Origin of the sequence: Escherichia sp. E2748 (assembly GCF_005781125.1) — a bacterium.
GTDB lineage: Bacteria > Pseudomonadota > Gammaproteobacteria > Enterobacterales > Enterobacteriaceae > Escherichia.
This window is the reverse complement of sequence record NZ_VATP01000014.1, coordinates 14,015-30,333: the sequence shown is the minus strand read 5'-3', so window position 1 is coordinate 30,333 and position 16,319 is coordinate 14,015. Positions and strand designations below refer to the sequence as shown.

Here is a 16,319-nt window from a genome sequence, read left to right as displayed (position 1 = left end):
ACAGGTGGCTCAGGATCGGGTTCCGGGATGACGGGCAGTACCGGAGTATACGGTCCTGCGGGAATTTCACTGGTTAAAAACCAGTTCTGGTTGTCGCTTTTTACCACGTTGTAGTCATAGGGACCGGCAACAATACGACCTTCTTTACTGAAAACGCCCTCTGACAGGCCGTCAACCTCGACAATTTTTATCCCTTCCAGAGTATCCGCGCCCAGGCCGCCTGCATTGTTGACCATAATGCGGGTGCTACCGGAAGTATCACCTTTTACGATGAGCTTATCAGTCGCGGAATTATCATCGCCGAGTTCGGTACGCATAACTAACAAACCATTATTAGCAGTGTAATTGCCATTAATGGTGAGTGTGGCAGGCGTGAATTTGTTGCCATTTTTTGAGGAAGACAGTGTTGCTGTACCCGCCAAATCCAGTGTATTTAAGGTTTGTGAAAAACCGTCTAAATCGATATTCCCTCCACTGGAGACAACATAATCGGATTTTGGGCTGAAGGTATCGTTGATACCTGCGCGCAAGGTGCCTTTATTAATATTCGTTTGGCCAGAGTAGATATTTGCGCCAGTCAACGTCGTGACTCCGGAACCTTCCTGGTTAACTTCGCCTTTGCCAACTATATCTGCAGCCAGGATATAATCTTCGCTGGAGTGGTTAAAATTAATTTGGGCAGTACTATTCCCGACATCACTTCCCATATGGATAATCGGTGTCTTAATTGCCCCCGCTTTCTGTTCGGCTTCTCCCTGCGCTCCACCAATGTTTAGAATACCGGTGCTGGTTTCGTCCATTCCAAGCCAGATAAATTGATTCGCGCTAACCGTGGCATTATTACTAACGGTAAGAGTACCCTTTGCATCGTTCTGCAATGAGCCCAATCCACCAAGGGAGATAAACTCATTCACGGCTAATGAAGAATTGTCACCATCAACCAGGGTTTCGCCGTATCCCGTTCCCTGAAAATTCTCCATATTTCCATTAAAGCCAATGATCATATCTTTTGATGCTGTAAGATGACCGCCATGAGTGATTTCGAGTTTACCCGTCCCCTGATCGCCTACCATCACATACCGTGCGGCAACGGATGAACCCTCACCGTCAATAACAACTTGACCCTGTGCCTGGTAATTAAATTCACCGATTCTGAATTCATTTAAATCGGTGATAGTACTGCCGCTAAGCACCATTAAGGTTCCTGAACCACCATTCTTACCTAAATAAACATCGCGTTCATTAGGCGATGCATGACTAAGCGTTAGATGAGTATTATTTTCTAATTTCATTACCCCGGAGCTAGCATTGCCGATTACGATTTTAGCCGTAGACAGATCCCGCCCATCTATATTCAATGTTCCTTCACTTTTTGAACCAACATTAAGATAATGAAATTGATCCCAGGCTGATGAATTATTTTCGGATGAGGATAGCGTTACAACATCATTATTGTCGATGGTAACATCACTGTTGATGGTCGTGGGTGGTGTCCATGCCAGTGAAACGGGTATTGATAACACGGTTGAAATAGCTATTGCCAGCGTTGATAAGGGATGCTTTTTGATATTCATAAAGTTCCTTCTCATCCTTATGATTTAATTTTAGATACATAATGAACTCACAGTAACTACGTAAGAAAATTAGGTTTTAACGTCTTTGGAACAGGTTACTGTTTTATCAAATGAAGAGTAGTGCGTGAAACCAATGTTTATAAATCAGTTTAATTTATGGTTAATTTAATATTAATTTGTTTTGATGATTTAGGAGTTGAGCTAAAAAATAAGCTGCATAGTTTTCTGTAGCAAAAATATTTAAATATCTTAAATGGTAAAAAATGATAAAAAGAAAAGCGAGGAAAATCATTAAGATGTGTGATGTCGATGTTTTTTAATTTAATATAAATGACGAATTAATTGCATGTTTATTGTTTGCACATCTTCTTAGAAGAGGGTAAATACCAGGATTTTTATCAAAAAAATAATATAAATGTGATTTCTGTGTATCGATGAAATGAATAAAAATATGAGATAAAACACACGATTCTTAAGAAGAATATAAATACATTGTCTATTTTTTTCTGATTGCAGAACTGTTTATTAAGCAACCCTCAATAATGGCATAATTTGGCGTTGATTAAACAACCGTTTACAGAATGAGCATATAAAAAAGGGAGCCGCAGCTCCCTTGAACAACCTTAGTGCGCACCGCCTCCGCCGCCACCTGCGCCAAATGGCGGTTTAGCAAACCACACCAGCCCCAGCAGGACGAGGAATATCCCGGCTGACATCCAGAAGATCTCATTGGCGGAAATAATCAGCCCCTGATTGGTGATCTGCTGAGCAATCCAGCCCGATGCCTGCTGTTGCGTCATCCCCAGACCTTCCAGTTGACTGTACATCGCCTGGGCGTTCGGGTTATACGGGTTCACCGATTCGGTCAACTGAGCATGGTGCATCGACTCGCGGTTAGTCCACATCGTCGTCGTTATGGACGTACCGATAGACCCCGCCAGAGTTCGCGTAAAGTTGGAGAGACTCGACGCCGCCGCCAGTCGTTCCGGTGGCAGACCAGACAGCGTAATGGTGGTCAGCGGCATAAAGAAGCAGGCCACTGCGAAGCCCTGGATAAACTGCGGCCAGGCCGACGCGCCAAAATCCATACCCGGTTCAAAGGTATAGGCACGCCAGTAGAAGCAGACGGCATACATAATAAAGCTGAAGGTTACCAGCCGACGCATATCCAGTTTATGCGCGAAGCGGCCGATAATCGGCGACAGGATCACCGGAATAATCCCTACCGGCGCAGAGGCCAGCCCTGCCCACGTCGCCGTGTAGCCGTAGACCTCCTGCAACAACTGCGGCAGCAAAACAATGGCGCCGAAGTAGAGCATATACGCGAGGCTGATACACAAGCAGCCAATAGTAAAGTTGCGCGACTTAAACAGTGACAGATCGACTATCGGGTTATCGTCGGTCAGCTCCCAGACAATCAGGAAGCTGATAGCCACCACCGCCACCACGGTGAGGATGATAATTTCCTGTGATGAGAACCAGTCCAGCTCTTTACCCCGGTCGAGCATAATCTGTAGGCTGCCGATACCAATCACCAGCAGCGCCAGCCCCACGGCATCAATCCGCCGCCGTTCGGTGCGGGTTTCGCGTCCGCGCAGGGTTTGCAGTGTCATCAACACCACCGCCACGCCAATCGGCACGTTGATGAAGAATATCCAGCCCCAGTGGTAATTATCACTGATATAACCGCCGAGGATCGGGCCGCAAATTGGCGCGACAATCACCGTCATCGACCACAACGCCAGCGCGATAGAACGTTTGGCCGGTGGGTAGTTATTCAGTAACAGACTTTGCGAAAGCGGGATCAATGGCCCGGCGACAATCCCCTGAATCACGCGGAAGAAGATCAGCATATTCAGACTGCTGGAGACACCACATGCCCACGAAGCAATGGCGAAGGCGATGGTCGACCAGAGGAACAGTTTCACTTCCCCGAAGCGCTTTGCCAGCCAGCCGGTAAGAGGGATCGAGATGGCATTCGCCACCCCGAAGGAGGTGATTACCCACGTTCCCTGACTGAGTGATGAACCCAGGTTCCCGGCGATAGTGGGGATCGCCACGTTAGCAATGGTGGAGTCCAGCACCTGCATGAATGTCGCCAGCGACAGCGCAATCGTCATAATGACCAGTTGCGCGCCTTCCAGCGGTTTTTGCTGTTGCATCACACGCACCTCTGGATTAGCCAGCGTTAGCTTTTACGATGTCGTCGATCAGTTTATTGACAGGTGCCAGGCTGATTTCACGCGCGGTGCTTACCGCGACCGGTGTGGAGCGTACTTTGTTTGCCAGTACCTGGCCGTCACGGTTAGTGGTATTGACGCTCACCAGCGTGGATAAACCGATACGCAGCGGGTATTGTTCCAACTGTTTCTGGTCCAGTTCGATACGAACAGGCAGACGCTGAACGACTTTGATCCAGTTACCGGTGGCGTTTTGCGCCGGAAGCAGCGAGAACGCGCTACCCGTACCCATATCCAGACCAACCACTTTACCGGTGTATTTCACATCATCGCCGTAAATATCGGTGGTGATGGTAACCGGCTGACCGATGCGCATATTGGCAATCTGCGTCTCTTTAAAGTTAGCATCCACCCACATATTCGTGGCTGGAACGACCGCCATCAGCGGCGTCGTTGGGCTAATTTGTGCACCAGGCTGTACTGCGCGACGGGAGACATAACCAGTCATCGGGCTGACAATACGGGTACGCTCCAGCGCCAGCCAGGCATTACGCACTTCAGTGGCAGCCTGTTGCACGGCAGGCTGATCTTCAAGTTTAGTACCCAAAATCATCGCCTGATTGGCATTGTATTGTTGAATGGCGACATCCAGCTGCGCCTGGGCGCTGGTGACGGCGTCGCGGGCGTGTTGCAGCTCTTCGCGGCCAATCAGGTTGGCATTGCCCAGCGGCACGCGGCGGTTGTAGTCACTCTGAGCTTTGGCGAGGGCGATTTTCTGCACCTCAATATTTGCCTGCAACTGTTTGCTGTTAATCATCAGTTGGTGGGTTTGACGTACGCTGGAAGCCAGCGCAGTTTTGGCTTTTTCAAACGCCTGGCGAGCATCCGTCGGGTCGAGAGTGACCAGCACATCGCCTTCTTTTACAAAATCGGTGTTATCGGCCCAGACTTTCGTCACACTGCCTGACACCTGAGACATAATTTGAATCTGATTTCCTGCCACGTATGCGTCATCCGTTTCTTCGAAATGACGCAGTACCAAAAACCAATAAATCCCTATCGCTACGGCAATAATAATAAAGAGCAAGGTGAGAAGGAGGAGCAGACGCTTACGTTTGCCGCTCTTCTTTACCGGTTGCTGCGGGGTTTGTGTCTCCGCATTTGCGCTCATAGTATTCTCCACGATCTTCTTAACTCATCGGCTGAGCCGACCTGCTTGCCAAAAAGGCCAGCACGTTGCGATGCTGGCCGGTCAGTTTTTCTTTTATAAGTCTGGATTTTTGAGCGAGATGACGCGTTAGCTCATCGCTTCGAGAACAGCACCGTCTTGTTCCATCTGATCGAGACGGGAGAGCAATTTGCGGGTGATTTGCTCGAGCTGATCTTTTTCTGTTGTGCTGAGCGCGGACCAGAGTTGATGCAGGCAGTTATGCTGCGGCGGTAAAACCTCGCGCAAAAACTCGTGACCTTTTTCCGTTAATTGCAGATGCAGGCAGCGGCGATCGTTATCGCTTTCACGACGTTCGATCCAGCCACGTTTTTCCAGCTCATCGGCAATACGCGTCGCATTGGTACGGGATGATCCAAGAGCACAGCTCAATTCAGAAGGCTGAATACTGTGGTTTTCCTGAGACTCCAGCGTAATCAACGCCATAAACAACGTCTCGTTAATCCCCTGAGCCTTCAGCATTTTATTGCGGTTCTCCAGCAGCTTGCTTTGCATATGCATACAAAGACGGGTCAGAAGGATCTCCTGATAAGGAAAATCTTCGTGGCGGCTGGCGCGAAATTTTAGCATTTGTTCAATGGGCGTAAACGAACTATCCATTTGGGTATGACCTCATTAATTTCAGCCGATATAGTAACGACAGTGACAAATAAAGTAAATGTATTGTTTTAGAAAAATGATTCTTGTGGTCTATAGAAACGTCATCACTTTCCACGTCAGCCCGTAGGCCAGCGCACTCAATAAAGTGGGAATAATGATGCTGCGTGTTTTATAGAAACTGGCTCCCAGTACCGCAAAACCGACCAGCGTGGGTACGAAACGGCGTGAATCGTGTATCACTTCTGGTGCGGTAGAGACAACCAGCAGAGCGCAAATCGAGGCGATGCCAATGGTGTCGAGCAAAATACCCACTGCGCCACGCTTGGTTGGGCGGGCATTGCCCACTCGCAGGCGTAGGGGTAAATAGCGGAAGCAGTAATTCGCCGCGCCAACCAGTAATCCAAGCAGCAGAACCTCATAGCTCATCAGGTGCTCCTTGCCAGAATGACTGGATTAACGCAGTGAGGCAGCCAAAGACAATGCCTGCCAGAATGGCGACGGGAATAGAAAATAGCGTTACGCCAGCAAGGGCACCAACTAACGCTGCGGTAACGCAAAGGGATTGTTTGCGCTGGAAAGAGGCGAGCAGAAAACTCATAAAGAGTGCCGGCAGCATAAAGCCTAATGCTGCTTCGACGGCTGGATAACCTTGCAGCAAACCGCTGCCCGAAAATGCCCCTATTACCGTACCAAATACCCACGATGACCATGAACTGAAGGCAATGCCGATCATCCAGTTTTCGCTCCAGCGGCGATTATTACGTACCAGTTTTGCCGTTGCTGCGGCAAAAACTTCGTCCGTCAGGCCAAATGCCCACAGTGCGGTTTTCGATTTTTGCAGGCGTTGAACAATGCGGCTACGCAACGATGGACCATACAGTACATGGCGAACATCCATTGCCATAACGGTCAATGCGGCTACCCACAAGCTACTACCAGCCGCCAGCATTGCGGTGATGACAAACTGGCTCGCTCCTGCATAAATAATGCAGGAGAAAAAAACGCTTTCCAGGGGAGAGAATCCCAGACGGGTCGCATTCAGACCAAATGCAAAGGCCACCGGAATATAACTAATAACAATCGGTAAACTGTCTTTGCAGCCTTCCATGAAGGTCGCCGAACCAGAAGCAGGCAGTGGAGTAGGGCTTACCATAGAGTGTACGCTTAACGATTGTTAATATTATTAATAGTCTGGATGAATATCCTAACCTTATCAGACTGATGGGATTCTTAACACCCTTATAAGTGTAAAGCCACGAAAACGGTTGCTGATTGCTTAATTTGCGACTTCCTGACGATGAAAACCTCGCCACCAGACCAGTGCGTTAACCAGGGCAATCGTCGCGCCAGCCAGACAAACGCCAGCCCAACCGCCATGTTGCCAGGCTGAGGCTGAAATTAGCGAACCGGCGGCACCGCCAATAAAGTAGCTGGTCATGTAACCTGCGGTCAGGCGGTTACGCGCATCAGGATGAATACGATAAATCACGGTTTGATTGGTGATATGCACGCCCTGCACGGTGAGATCCAGTATCAGAATGCCGATAATTAGCGCCAGTACGGAAGCGTGGCCAAACCAGATCGCCAACCATGAAAGTAACAACAGCAGCAGACCAAACGTTGTTGTGAGATGCGATTTGCCCTTATCGGCAAAACCGCCCGCCGGGCGAGCGCCCAACGCCCCGGCAGCTCCTGCAAGTCCAAACAGACCAATTACGCCATCGCTGTAATTAAAAGGCGGCGCGGCGAGCAAAAAAGCCATTGATGTCCAGAGAATGCTGAAGTTAGCAAAGGTCAGGCAGCCCAGCAACGCGCGGGTGCGCAGGATCTTATCGCTGATAAACATGCTGAAAACGGAACCAAGCAACTGTGGGTAGTTGAGGTGGGTTTCAGATTTCATTTGTGGCAGGCCGCGCCATAACGCCAGTGCCATCAGTGCCATTAACACCGATGCGACCCAAAAGACGGTGCGCCAGCCGCCGAGATTCGCCAGCAGCCCGGCAACGGTCCGTGCGAGTAAAATCCCCAGTAGCAGGCCACTCATAATGGTGCCAACCACCTTGCCGCGTTTGTCCGGTGAAGCCAGCGTCGCCGCCAGTGGAACCAGAATTTGTGCCACGACCGAGAATAAACCGGTTAATGCCGTACCGAGGATCATCATCGTCAGCGACTGACTGCTGGCAGTGATTAACATGCCACCGGCTGCCAGTAAGGTCATGGTGACAATCAGGCGGCGGCGTTCAAACATATCACCCAATGGAACAAGAAACAGCAGACCTGCGGCATAGCCCAACTGCGCGGCTGTAACAATAAAGCCTGCCGAACTGGCGGAAAGGGAAAAGTTACGCGCGATGGTGTCGAGCAATGGCTGTGCGTAATAATTGCTGGCGACCGCCAGACCGGTGGCGATCGACATTAGCACGATCAGCGCCGGGCTAAGCTCATGATTGGGTTTAGTCATTATTTTTGTTCATCAGGTGATGATTAAGCTGGAAATCAATATTAGCGGATGTTGATGAATATGGGGTGAAAGATAGATTGCTGAAATGTGCGGGTAATGGGGAGAGGGTATTTGAAGGTGAAATATGTCACTAAGGCAAATGTTACGTTCACTTCCAGACTATAGCTACTTTGTCACTATTTTGCTGGTGAACGTGCCAGGGTGGCTCAGTCGCCACCACCCTGGCGACCCAGGCTTTTGGCACAAAATCGCCGCTACGCGGTACATTCGACTTATTTCTTACGGCTATCGGGTACGGGCGCGAGGTAACATCCCTGTAAGACGCGCCCTCGCCGCGCATCCCTGCGCGTCGCCCCGGCCTTCAGAAAACGTCTCATCGATTTTCAGCCGGATTAAAACCATCGCTGCAATTGTTTTACTCACATGAGCATTATCTGCGCGGTTATCAATATTTACTTCTGCGCTGCCAGCGCCTCCTTCACCCAGCCATCGAACTGCTGCTGGTGGGCTTTGATCCAGCCATCAACGTGGCCCTGAATATCGCCTTCTGAGGCTTTGCCGTCATGCATAATGGCGTTCTGGGCGTTAATATCTGCCACTGGCAACTGCATAATGGCAAACAGTTTGGCTGCCGCCGGATTTTTCTCGGCCCAGGCTTTGTTGGCAACGATATGCATGGTGCTGACCGGGAAGCCGTAATTCGCGCCATTCGGCAGCTTGGTGTCGGCATTTTTATCGCCCGGCAGTGCGGAGAACGGTACCTGCAACCAGACCACATCTTTCCCCGGCTTCAGTTCGTTACTCACCCAGTACGGCGTCCAGGTGTAGTAAAACACCGGCTTACCCTCTTTGTAACGACTGATGGTGTCGGCCATCATCGCCGCATAGTTCCCCTGATTATGCGTCACGGTGTTGGTCAGTTCATACGCAGCAAGCTGGTGGTTGATGGCTCCTTCGCAGCCCCAGCCAGGATTACAGCCGGTTAAATCCGCTTTGCCATCGCCGTTGGTATCGAACAGTTTAGCGATCTTCGGATCTTTCAGTTGCGCGATGTTGGTGATTTTGTACTGGTCGGCAGTTTTCTTATCGATCAGGTAACCCTGCGCCGCGCCGTTAACAAATACCCCTTCGCGATAAAATTTCTTATCGCCACCGGCAGCTTCGTACATGTTGTCATGCAGCGGCGTCCAGTTCACGGCGGTGAAGGTTGCATCGCCGGAAGCAAGCGAGGTGTAGCCAACGTTGTAATCCACTTCGCTGGGTTTATTGACGGTATAACCTAATTTCTCCAGCGCACGACTCACCAGCAGCGTCTGGAAGGTTTCTTCAGTGATGGTGCTCTGAACTGGATTAACAGTAATGCCTTTGCCCGGCAGATCGGCAGCAAAAGTTTGTGTAGAGATAAGCGTGGCAAACGCTGTCGCAAAAAGTACGCTATGTCGCATTGTTATTCCTTTTTTTGGCAGGGTGATATGCCCGGCGTCACCGGGCAAGTGCAGAGTTACTTAATGAATGGACGGGTCAGCAGACCGACAGGGCCAGTGGTGTACCAGCGACGGTTGCCGCGGCTGCGTGAGTCACGCCCAACGGCCTGCGTCAGGCGATCGAGGATAATGGCGAGGATCACAATCCCGACACCGCCTACGGTGGCAAGCCCCATATCCAGACGACCGATACCGCGAAGTACCATCTGACCCAGCCCGCCGACGGCAATCATCGAGGCAATGACCACCATAGAAAGGGCCAGCATCAGCGTCTGGTTAACGCCCGCCATAATGGTAGGCATCGCCAGCGGTAACTGAACTTTGAACAGCATCTGGTGCGGGCTGGCACCGAATGAGCGCGAGGCTTCAATCAGATCCGCCGGAACCTGGTTAATCCCCAGAATAGTCAGACGGATAATCGGCGGCAGCGCAAAGATGATCGTCACCACCACGCCCGGCACGTTACCGATACCAAACAGCATGACGATTGGCACCAGATAAACAAACGCCGGCGTGGTCTGCATGGCATCAAGCAGTGGACGAATAATTTTCGCCGCTCGCGGACTTCTCGCCAGCCAGATCCCCAACGGCAAACCGATGACGATACAGAACAGCAGGGCGGTTAACACCAGCGCCAGGGTAACCATGGCCTGCGACCAGGCACCGATTGCGCCGATGGCAACCAGCGAAACCAGCGTCGCAACACCCATTCCTACCCCGGAAATTTGCCAGGCGATGAGAGCGAAAACGATAATCGCCACCGGCGCGGGCATCCCCAGCAGCAATTGCTGGAAACCGTTGAGGATGTAATCGACCGGAACGCGCACGCCCTGGAAGACGGGACGGAAATGGGTAACGACCCAGTCGATCCCTTCAGTGACCCAACTGTCGAGCGGGATCAGCGTCTTATGGAACGGATCGAGAATATTAAAATGCTCGGCGTTTGGCGCAGGCGTGCTGGTCAGCCAGTCGGCGCCACCACCGTCAGTCGGTGTAGCAGCCGGTGTACCCCAGGCATCTGCGGATTGTGCGGCACTGTCCGCCGCTGGCGTGGTATCCCACGGATTATTTTGATCAGCCATTATTTACCCCCTCACGATCTAAAGCGCGCAGCAGCATTCCTTTCGAAATGATGCCGACATACTGTTGGTCCTCGTCGACCACGGGCACCGCACAGGGCGCCTGTCCGACATGAGAGAGCAACTCGCTAAGAGGCGTTTGCGCATCGACCGCTAACGGCGCATCAATCAGTGCTGCATCAAGACCTTGCTGCTGCGTTAATGCGGCCTTAAGCGAATCGATAGACACTGCGCCGATAAACTTATTACCGCGTTCGATAACGTAGCCATATTCGCGATCTTCATCCTGCAATAATTTCAGTGCCGAACGCGGGCCGAAGCCAGGGGTTTTACGAATTAAGCCATTAGGGCTACGGCGGGCAATATCTTTCGCACTGAATACTTGACTAATATCGACGCCACGGAAGAAGGTGCGGACATAATCATTCGCTGGATTATTGAGAATTTCATCCGGTGTGCCGACCTGTACCACTTCACCATTTTGCATAATGGCAATTCGGTCGCCAATACGCATGGCTTCATCGAGATCGTGGGAAATAAAGACAATGGTACGCTGATGTTTCGCCTGTAATTTTACCAGCTCATCCTGCATCTCGGTGCGAATTAATGGATCGAGCGCCGAGAAGGCTTCGTCCATTAATAATATATCCGGATTAATCGCTAACGCGCGGGCTAATCCCACACGTTGACGCATCCCGCCAGAGAGTTCGTCCGGGTAGCTGTGGGCATAATTTTCCAGCCCGACCTGACGCAGTGCATCAATGGCTTTTTCCCGGCGTTCTTCGGCATTAATTCCGGCCAATTCCATACCGAACGCAGTATTGTCCAGCACGGTCATATGCGGCATTAAGGCAAAGGACTGGAAGACCATCGCAATCTTTTTTCTGCGCACCTCACGGAGTTCGGCGTCGGATATTTTGGCAATATCCACACCGTCAATCAGCACTTGCCCGCGGGTGGGTTCAATCAGGCGATTGAGAAGGCGTACCATTGTGGATTTACCCGAACCGGATAATCCCATGATGACAAATATCTCGCCTTCTTCAATGGCCAGACTGGCGTCTTTTACGCCAAGCGATAGCCCAGTTTTTTCCAGAATTTGTTCTTTTGAAAGTCCTTGTTCGATATATTTGAAAGCTCGCTGTGGATGCTCGCCAAATATTTTATAAAGATTTTTAATTTCTAATTTAATTGCCATGCAATAGAAAGATTCCTGTTATTTGTTTATGTCGATATATTACCCAATGGAAATAGTCACTTTTTTCTACCCTAACATACTGAGAATCTGAGGCAACCCCTGATGACAAATGTGGCATGAATATTGATACGAGCAAATTGCCGGAATTTCCCGTGATATAAGGGCTGAGAGCAAATCGAGAAAAGTTGATATTTTTTGTTATAGATAGCGAAAAAACGCCTGAATATTGTAGTTTCAGGCGAATAATGCAACAGAGAGTCAGTGTAGATCACCACAAATTATTTGCGTGATATAAAGCTATACTCTAAATAATTCGAGTTGCAGGAAGGCGACAAGCGAGTGAATCCCCATGAGCTTACATAAGTAAGTGACTGGGGTGAGCGAACACAGACGCAGCACATGCAACTTGAAGTATGACGAGTATATTTGGCGGGAATTATTTCCCTGCTGCGGGTAGTGATATTTTTGGAAAATAACCCAGTCAGAAATTCCAGTCTTCATCTTCTGTTTCAACCGCTTTCCCCATCACATAAGAGGAGCCTGAACCGGAAAAGAAATCGTGATTTTCATCGGCATTCGGCGAAAGCGCGGCGAGGATTGCCGGATTCACTTCCGCCATTTCTGCGGGAAATAACGGTTCGTAGCCCAGATTCATCAACGCCTTATTGGCGTTGTAACAGAGAAACGCTTTTACATCGTCAGCCCACGGGGTTTCGGCGTACAGCTCATCGGTGTATTGCAACTCGTTGTCGTAGAGTTCCAGCAACAAATCGAAGGCGAAATTCTTCAACTCTTCACGTTGTGCCTGGGAGATCTTTTCCAGGCTTTTCTGATATTTATAGCCGATGTAGTAACCGTGCACTGCTTCATCGCGGATAATCAGACGGATCAGATCGGCGGTATTGGTTAGCTTTCCGCGGCTGGAAAAATACATCGGCAGCCAGAAACCGGAATAGAACAAAAATGATTCAAGAAAGACACTGGTGATTTTCTTTTTCAGCGGATTATCACCGCGATAATGTTGCTGAATAATCTGAGCTTTTCGCTGCAACGGTGCGTTTTCTTCACTCCAGGTGTAGGCGGCATCGACATCTTTGGTCTGGCACAACGTCGAGAAAATCGAACTGTAAGAGCGGGCATGAACCGCTTCCATAAAGCTGATATTCGATAATACCGCCTCTTCATGAGGCGTGAGCGCATCGGGCATCAGCGAAGGCGCGCCGATAACATTTTGCAGCGTGTCGAGCAGCGTCAGGCCAGTAAAAACGCGCATCGTCAGTTGCTGTTCTACGACACTTAATGTCTGCCACGCAGGAATATCGTTCGATAGTGGCACCTTTTCTGGTAGCCAGAAATTGCTGGTCAGGCGATTCCACACCTCCAGATCTTTATCGTCTGCTATCTTGTTCCAGTTGATGGCGCTGATACGTGAGAGTTTCATAGATATTCCTTAAAGCCGGACTCATCAGGCTCCGATTTTTGGCAATGTGCGCTTTGTTCCTGCCGGATGCGGCGTGAACGCCTTATCCGACCTACAAAATCATGCAAATTCAATATATTGCAATTATTTTTCAGTCTCTTAGAGCGAGCAGGAGACGCAGCCTTCAATTTCAGTGCCTTCCAGCGCCATCTGACGCAGGCGAATGTAATAGAGCGTTTTGATACCCTTGCGCCAGGCGTAAATCTGCGCTTTGTTGATATCGCGAGTGGTGGCGGTATCGGGGAAAAATAGCGTCAGCGACAGCCCCTGATCGACATGGCGGGTCGCTTCGGCGTAGGTGTCGATGATCTTTTCTGCGCCAATTTCGTAAGCATCCTGATACAGCGCCAGATTTTCGTTAGTCATAAACGGGGCAGGGTAGTAAACGCGTCCTGTTTTGCCCTCTTTGCGTATCTCTACTTTCGCCACAATCGGATGAATACTCGACGTGGCATGGTTGATATAAGAGATGGAACCGGTTGGCGGCACCGCCTGGAGATTCTGGTTGTAAATGCCGTAGCGCATCACGTCGTCGCGCAGCTGCGCCCACATCTCACGGGTAGGTAACGTAATTCCGCTGCGGGCAAACAGTTCGCCAACTTTCGCCGTTTTCGGCTGCCAGTTACCTTGCAGATATTGGCTAAAATATTCACCACTGGCATAGCGTGACTGTTTGAACCCGGCGAAGGTTTCACCGCGTTCGTGCGCCAGCAACATCGAGGTACGCAGTACGTGCCAGGTGATGGTATAGAAATAGAGATTGGTGAAATCCAGTGCTTCCGGTGAACCATAAGCGATGCCTTCGCGCGCCAGATAACCGTGTAAATTCATCTGCCCCAGTCCGATGGCGTGTGAGGCGGCATTTCCGGCTTCGATGGACGGCACGCTGCGGATATGACTCATATCTGACACCGCTGTTAAACCGCGTACTGCAATCTCTACCGTGCGGGCAAAGTCGGGGGAATCCATGGTGTGGGCAATATTCAACGAACCTAAATTGCAGGAAATATCATGGCCTGTGCGGGCATAGTCGAGATTCTCGTCATACTCTGAGGCACTGTTAACCTGCAAAATTTCTGAGCAGAGATTGCTCATATTTATGCGCCCGGCGACAGGGTTAGCACGGTTAACCGTGTCTTCATACATGATGTACGGATAGCCGGACTCAAACTGAATTTCTGCCAGTCGCTGGAAGAAATCACGGGCGTTGATGTATTTTTTGCAGATGCGTTCATCGGCAACCAGTTCGTCATAGTGTTGGCTGATGGCGATATCGGCAAATGGCTTGCCATAAACTCGCTCAACGTCATAAGGCGAAAACAGTGCCATCTGCGCATTCTCTTTTGCCAGATGGAAAGTGATATCCGGGATCACCACGCCCAGGGACAGCGTTTTAATGCGGATTTTTTCGTCGGCATTTTCCCGTTTTGTATCGAGAAAACGCAGAATATCGGGATGATGGGCATGTAAATAGACTGCGCCAGCACCCTGACGCGCGCCGAGCTGGTTGGCATAGGAAAATGCGTCTTCCAGCATTTTCATCACCGGAATTACGCCAGAAGATTGATTTTCAATACGTTTAATTGGCGCGCCCGTTTCCCGTAGATTCGACAGCAAAAATGCCACGCCGCCGCCGCGTTTCGACAGTTGCAGTGCGGAATTTACCGCCCGGCCAATCGACTCCATATTGTCTTCAATACGCAGCAGAAAACAGGAAACCAGTTCGCCGCGCTGCTGTTTACCGCAGTTGAGGAATGTTGGCGTGGCAGGCTGAAAGCGTCCTGACAGCATCTCATCAGTCAGTTGCGTCGCCAGTGTTTCATCGCCTTGTGCCAGCGTCAGCGCCACCATCGTTACTCGATCGGCAAAATCTTCCAGATAACGCTTACCGTCGAATGTCTTTAATGTATAGCTGGTGTAAAACTTCCATGCTCCGAGGAATGTCTGAAAACGAAAACCGCTGGCGTGCGCGTGGGCAAACAGCGTAATGACAAAGTCGCGAGAGTAGCGATTAAGAACGCTTTCATCATAGTAACCTTCGTTGACCAGCCAGTTCAGGCGCTGCTGCTGGCCACTGAAGGTCACACTGTTCGGGCGCACATGCGTCGCCATAAAGGCGTCAACGGCCTGGCGATCTTTATCGAACTGAATGCGACCTGCGCTATCGTAAAGGTTAAGCATCGCATTCAGCGCGTGGTAATCCATCGTTTCCTGCGTCAGGCGTTCTGCGGTTGTCGTTGCCAAAATTCGGTTACTCCTTTACGAACGTTTTCGATATCGCTTTGCGTACCCATGAGTTCAAAGCGGTATAGCCACGGCACGCCGCATTTTTGAGCAATCACATCTCCGGCGCGGCCATACGCCTCACCAAAGTTGCGATTACCCGAAGCAATCACGCCGCGCAGCAACGCCCGGTTGTGCTCGTCGTTTAAAAAGCGAATTACCTGTCGTGGCACCGCACCAGCCGTACCGCCGCCGCCGTAAGAGGGCACGATCAGGATATAAGGCTCGTCTACCTGAATCCGTTCCCGCTCATTGAGCGGGATGCGCACCGCGGGCAGCCCTAAACGTTCGATAAAACGCTGCGTATTTTCGGAGCTGCTGGAAAAGTAGACGAGCTGGCTCATGCACTGGCCGCGTGTGGCGCTGGATGCAGACGGTTGATCATGTCCGGGCGGAAGCCAGACCAGCTAAGATCGCCAGCAATTACCACCGGTAACTGGCGAAAGCCCTGAGCACGCAACGTTTCTGCTGCTTCAGGGACGTGATCGACATTAATCATTTCAAAGTCAAAGCCCCGGTTTTCCATCGCCCGTTTGGTGGCGTGGCACTGAACGCAATCGTTACGAGTGTAAATAGTAATGCGCATGATTCGTATTTCCGTTTAAAATGAAGATACGGCGCGATGATACGCGTCGGGTTGTCTCTCTGTTGATACAGAGATACTAGATGTGGTTGAAAAAAGATTCAACCATACAAGATATGGGAATTTTAGATTGATTACGCCACCGCTGAATGGCTCAACGGGGTAGGGG

At 50.4% G+C, this 16,319-nt stretch carries 14 protein-coding genes; all 14 read right to left on the bottom strand.

Going from position 1 to position 16,319, the window contains the following annotated elements:
- Positions 1-1,574: autotransporter outer membrane beta-barrel domain-containing protein (locus FEK42_RS13210; protein ID WP_138211855.1), on the bottom strand; the 1,574-nt coding region annotated here is incomplete at its 3' end.
- Between the two features lie 623 nt (positions 1,575-2,197).
- Complete coding sequence (gene emrB / locus FEK42_RS13205; protein ID WP_135492917.1) at positions 2,198-3,736, bottom strand: multidrug efflux MFS transporter permease subunit EmrB; 1,539 nt, start codon at positions 3,734-3,736, stop codon at positions 2,198-2,200.
- Between the two features lie 16 nt (positions 3,737-3,752).
- A complete protein-coding gene (gene emrA / locus FEK42_RS13200) occupies positions 3,753-4,925 on the bottom strand; it encodes a multidrug efflux MFS transporter periplasmic adaptor subunit EmrA (RefSeq protein ID WP_001295175.1) in 1,173 nt (390 codons plus the stop codon).
- A gap of 126 nt (positions 4,926-5,051) precedes the next feature.
- Positions 5,052-5,582, bottom strand: a complete 531-nt coding sequence (emrR, locus tag FEK42_RS13195) for a multidrug efflux transporter EmrAB transcriptional repressor EmrR (protein ID WP_000378441.1) — start codon at positions 5,580-5,582, stop codon at positions 5,052-5,054.
- A gap of 90 nt (positions 5,583-5,672) precedes the next feature.
- Positions 5,673-6,008, bottom strand: coding sequence for an L-valine transporter subunit YgaH (gene ygaH, locus FEK42_RS13190; RefSeq protein WP_130210894.1), 336 nt, complete (start codon positions 6,006-6,008; stop codon positions 5,673-5,675).
- A complete protein-coding gene (ygaZ, locus tag FEK42_RS13185; protein WP_130210896.1) occupies positions 5,998-6,735 on the bottom strand; it encodes an L-valine exporter subunit YgaZ in 738 nt (245 codons plus the stop codon). Before ygaZ ends, ygaH begins: the two co-directional genes overlap by 11 nt.
- A 123-nt stretch (positions 6,736-6,858) precedes the next feature.
- Complete coding sequence (locus FEK42_RS13180) at positions 6,859-8,043, bottom strand: MFS transporter (RefSeq protein ID WP_135492915.1); 1,185 nt, start codon at positions 8,041-8,043, stop codon at positions 6,859-6,861.
- Positions 8,044-8,495: 452 nt separating this feature from the next.
- Positions 8,496-9,488, bottom strand: a complete 993-nt coding sequence (proX, locus tag FEK42_RS13175) for a glycine betaine/L-proline ABC transporter substrate-binding protein ProX (protein WP_069913916.1) — start codon at positions 9,486-9,488, stop codon at positions 8,496-8,498.
- 56 nt (positions 9,489-9,544) lie between these two features.
- Positions 9,545-10,609 carry a glycine betaine/L-proline ABC transporter permease ProW gene (proW, locus tag FEK42_RS13170; RefSeq protein ID WP_138211854.1) on the bottom strand — a complete coding sequence of 355 codons (1,065 nt, stop codon included), beginning with the start codon at positions 10,607-10,609 and terminating at the stop codon, positions 9,545-9,547.
- On the bottom strand, positions 10,602-11,804 hold the full coding sequence (gene proV, locus FEK42_RS13165) for a glycine betaine/L-proline ABC transporter ATP-binding protein ProV (protein ID WP_135492914.1): 1,203 nt from the start codon (positions 11,802-11,804) through the stop codon (positions 10,602-10,604). Before proV ends, proW begins: the two co-directional genes overlap by 8 nt.
- Positions 11,805-12,285: 481 nt before the next feature.
- Entirely contained in the window at positions 12,286-13,245 is a 960-nt protein-coding gene (nrdF, locus tag FEK42_RS13160) for a class 1b ribonucleoside-diphosphate reductase subunit beta (protein WP_135492913.1), read from the bottom strand.
- 138 nt (positions 13,246-13,383) lie between these two features.
- A complete protein-coding gene (nrdE, locus tag FEK42_RS13155) occupies positions 13,384-15,528 on the bottom strand; it encodes a class 1b ribonucleoside-diphosphate reductase subunit alpha (RefSeq protein ID WP_138211853.1) in 2,145 nt (714 codons plus the stop codon).
- Positions 15,501-15,911: a class Ib ribonucleoside-diphosphate reductase assembly flavoprotein NrdI gene (nrdI, locus tag FEK42_RS13150; RefSeq protein ID WP_000080944.1), complete on the bottom strand. Its 411-nt coding sequence runs from the start codon at positions 15,909-15,911 to the stop codon at positions 15,501-15,503. Before nrdI ends, nrdE begins: the two co-directional genes overlap by 28 nt.
- Positions 15,908-16,153 carry a glutaredoxin-like protein NrdH gene (gene nrdH / locus FEK42_RS13145; protein WP_130208073.1) on the bottom strand — a complete coding sequence of 82 codons (246 nt, stop codon included), beginning with the start codon at positions 16,151-16,153 and terminating at the stop codon, positions 15,908-15,910. Before nrdH ends, nrdI begins: the two co-directional genes overlap by 4 nt.
- Positions 16,154-16,319 lie beyond the last annotated feature (166 nt).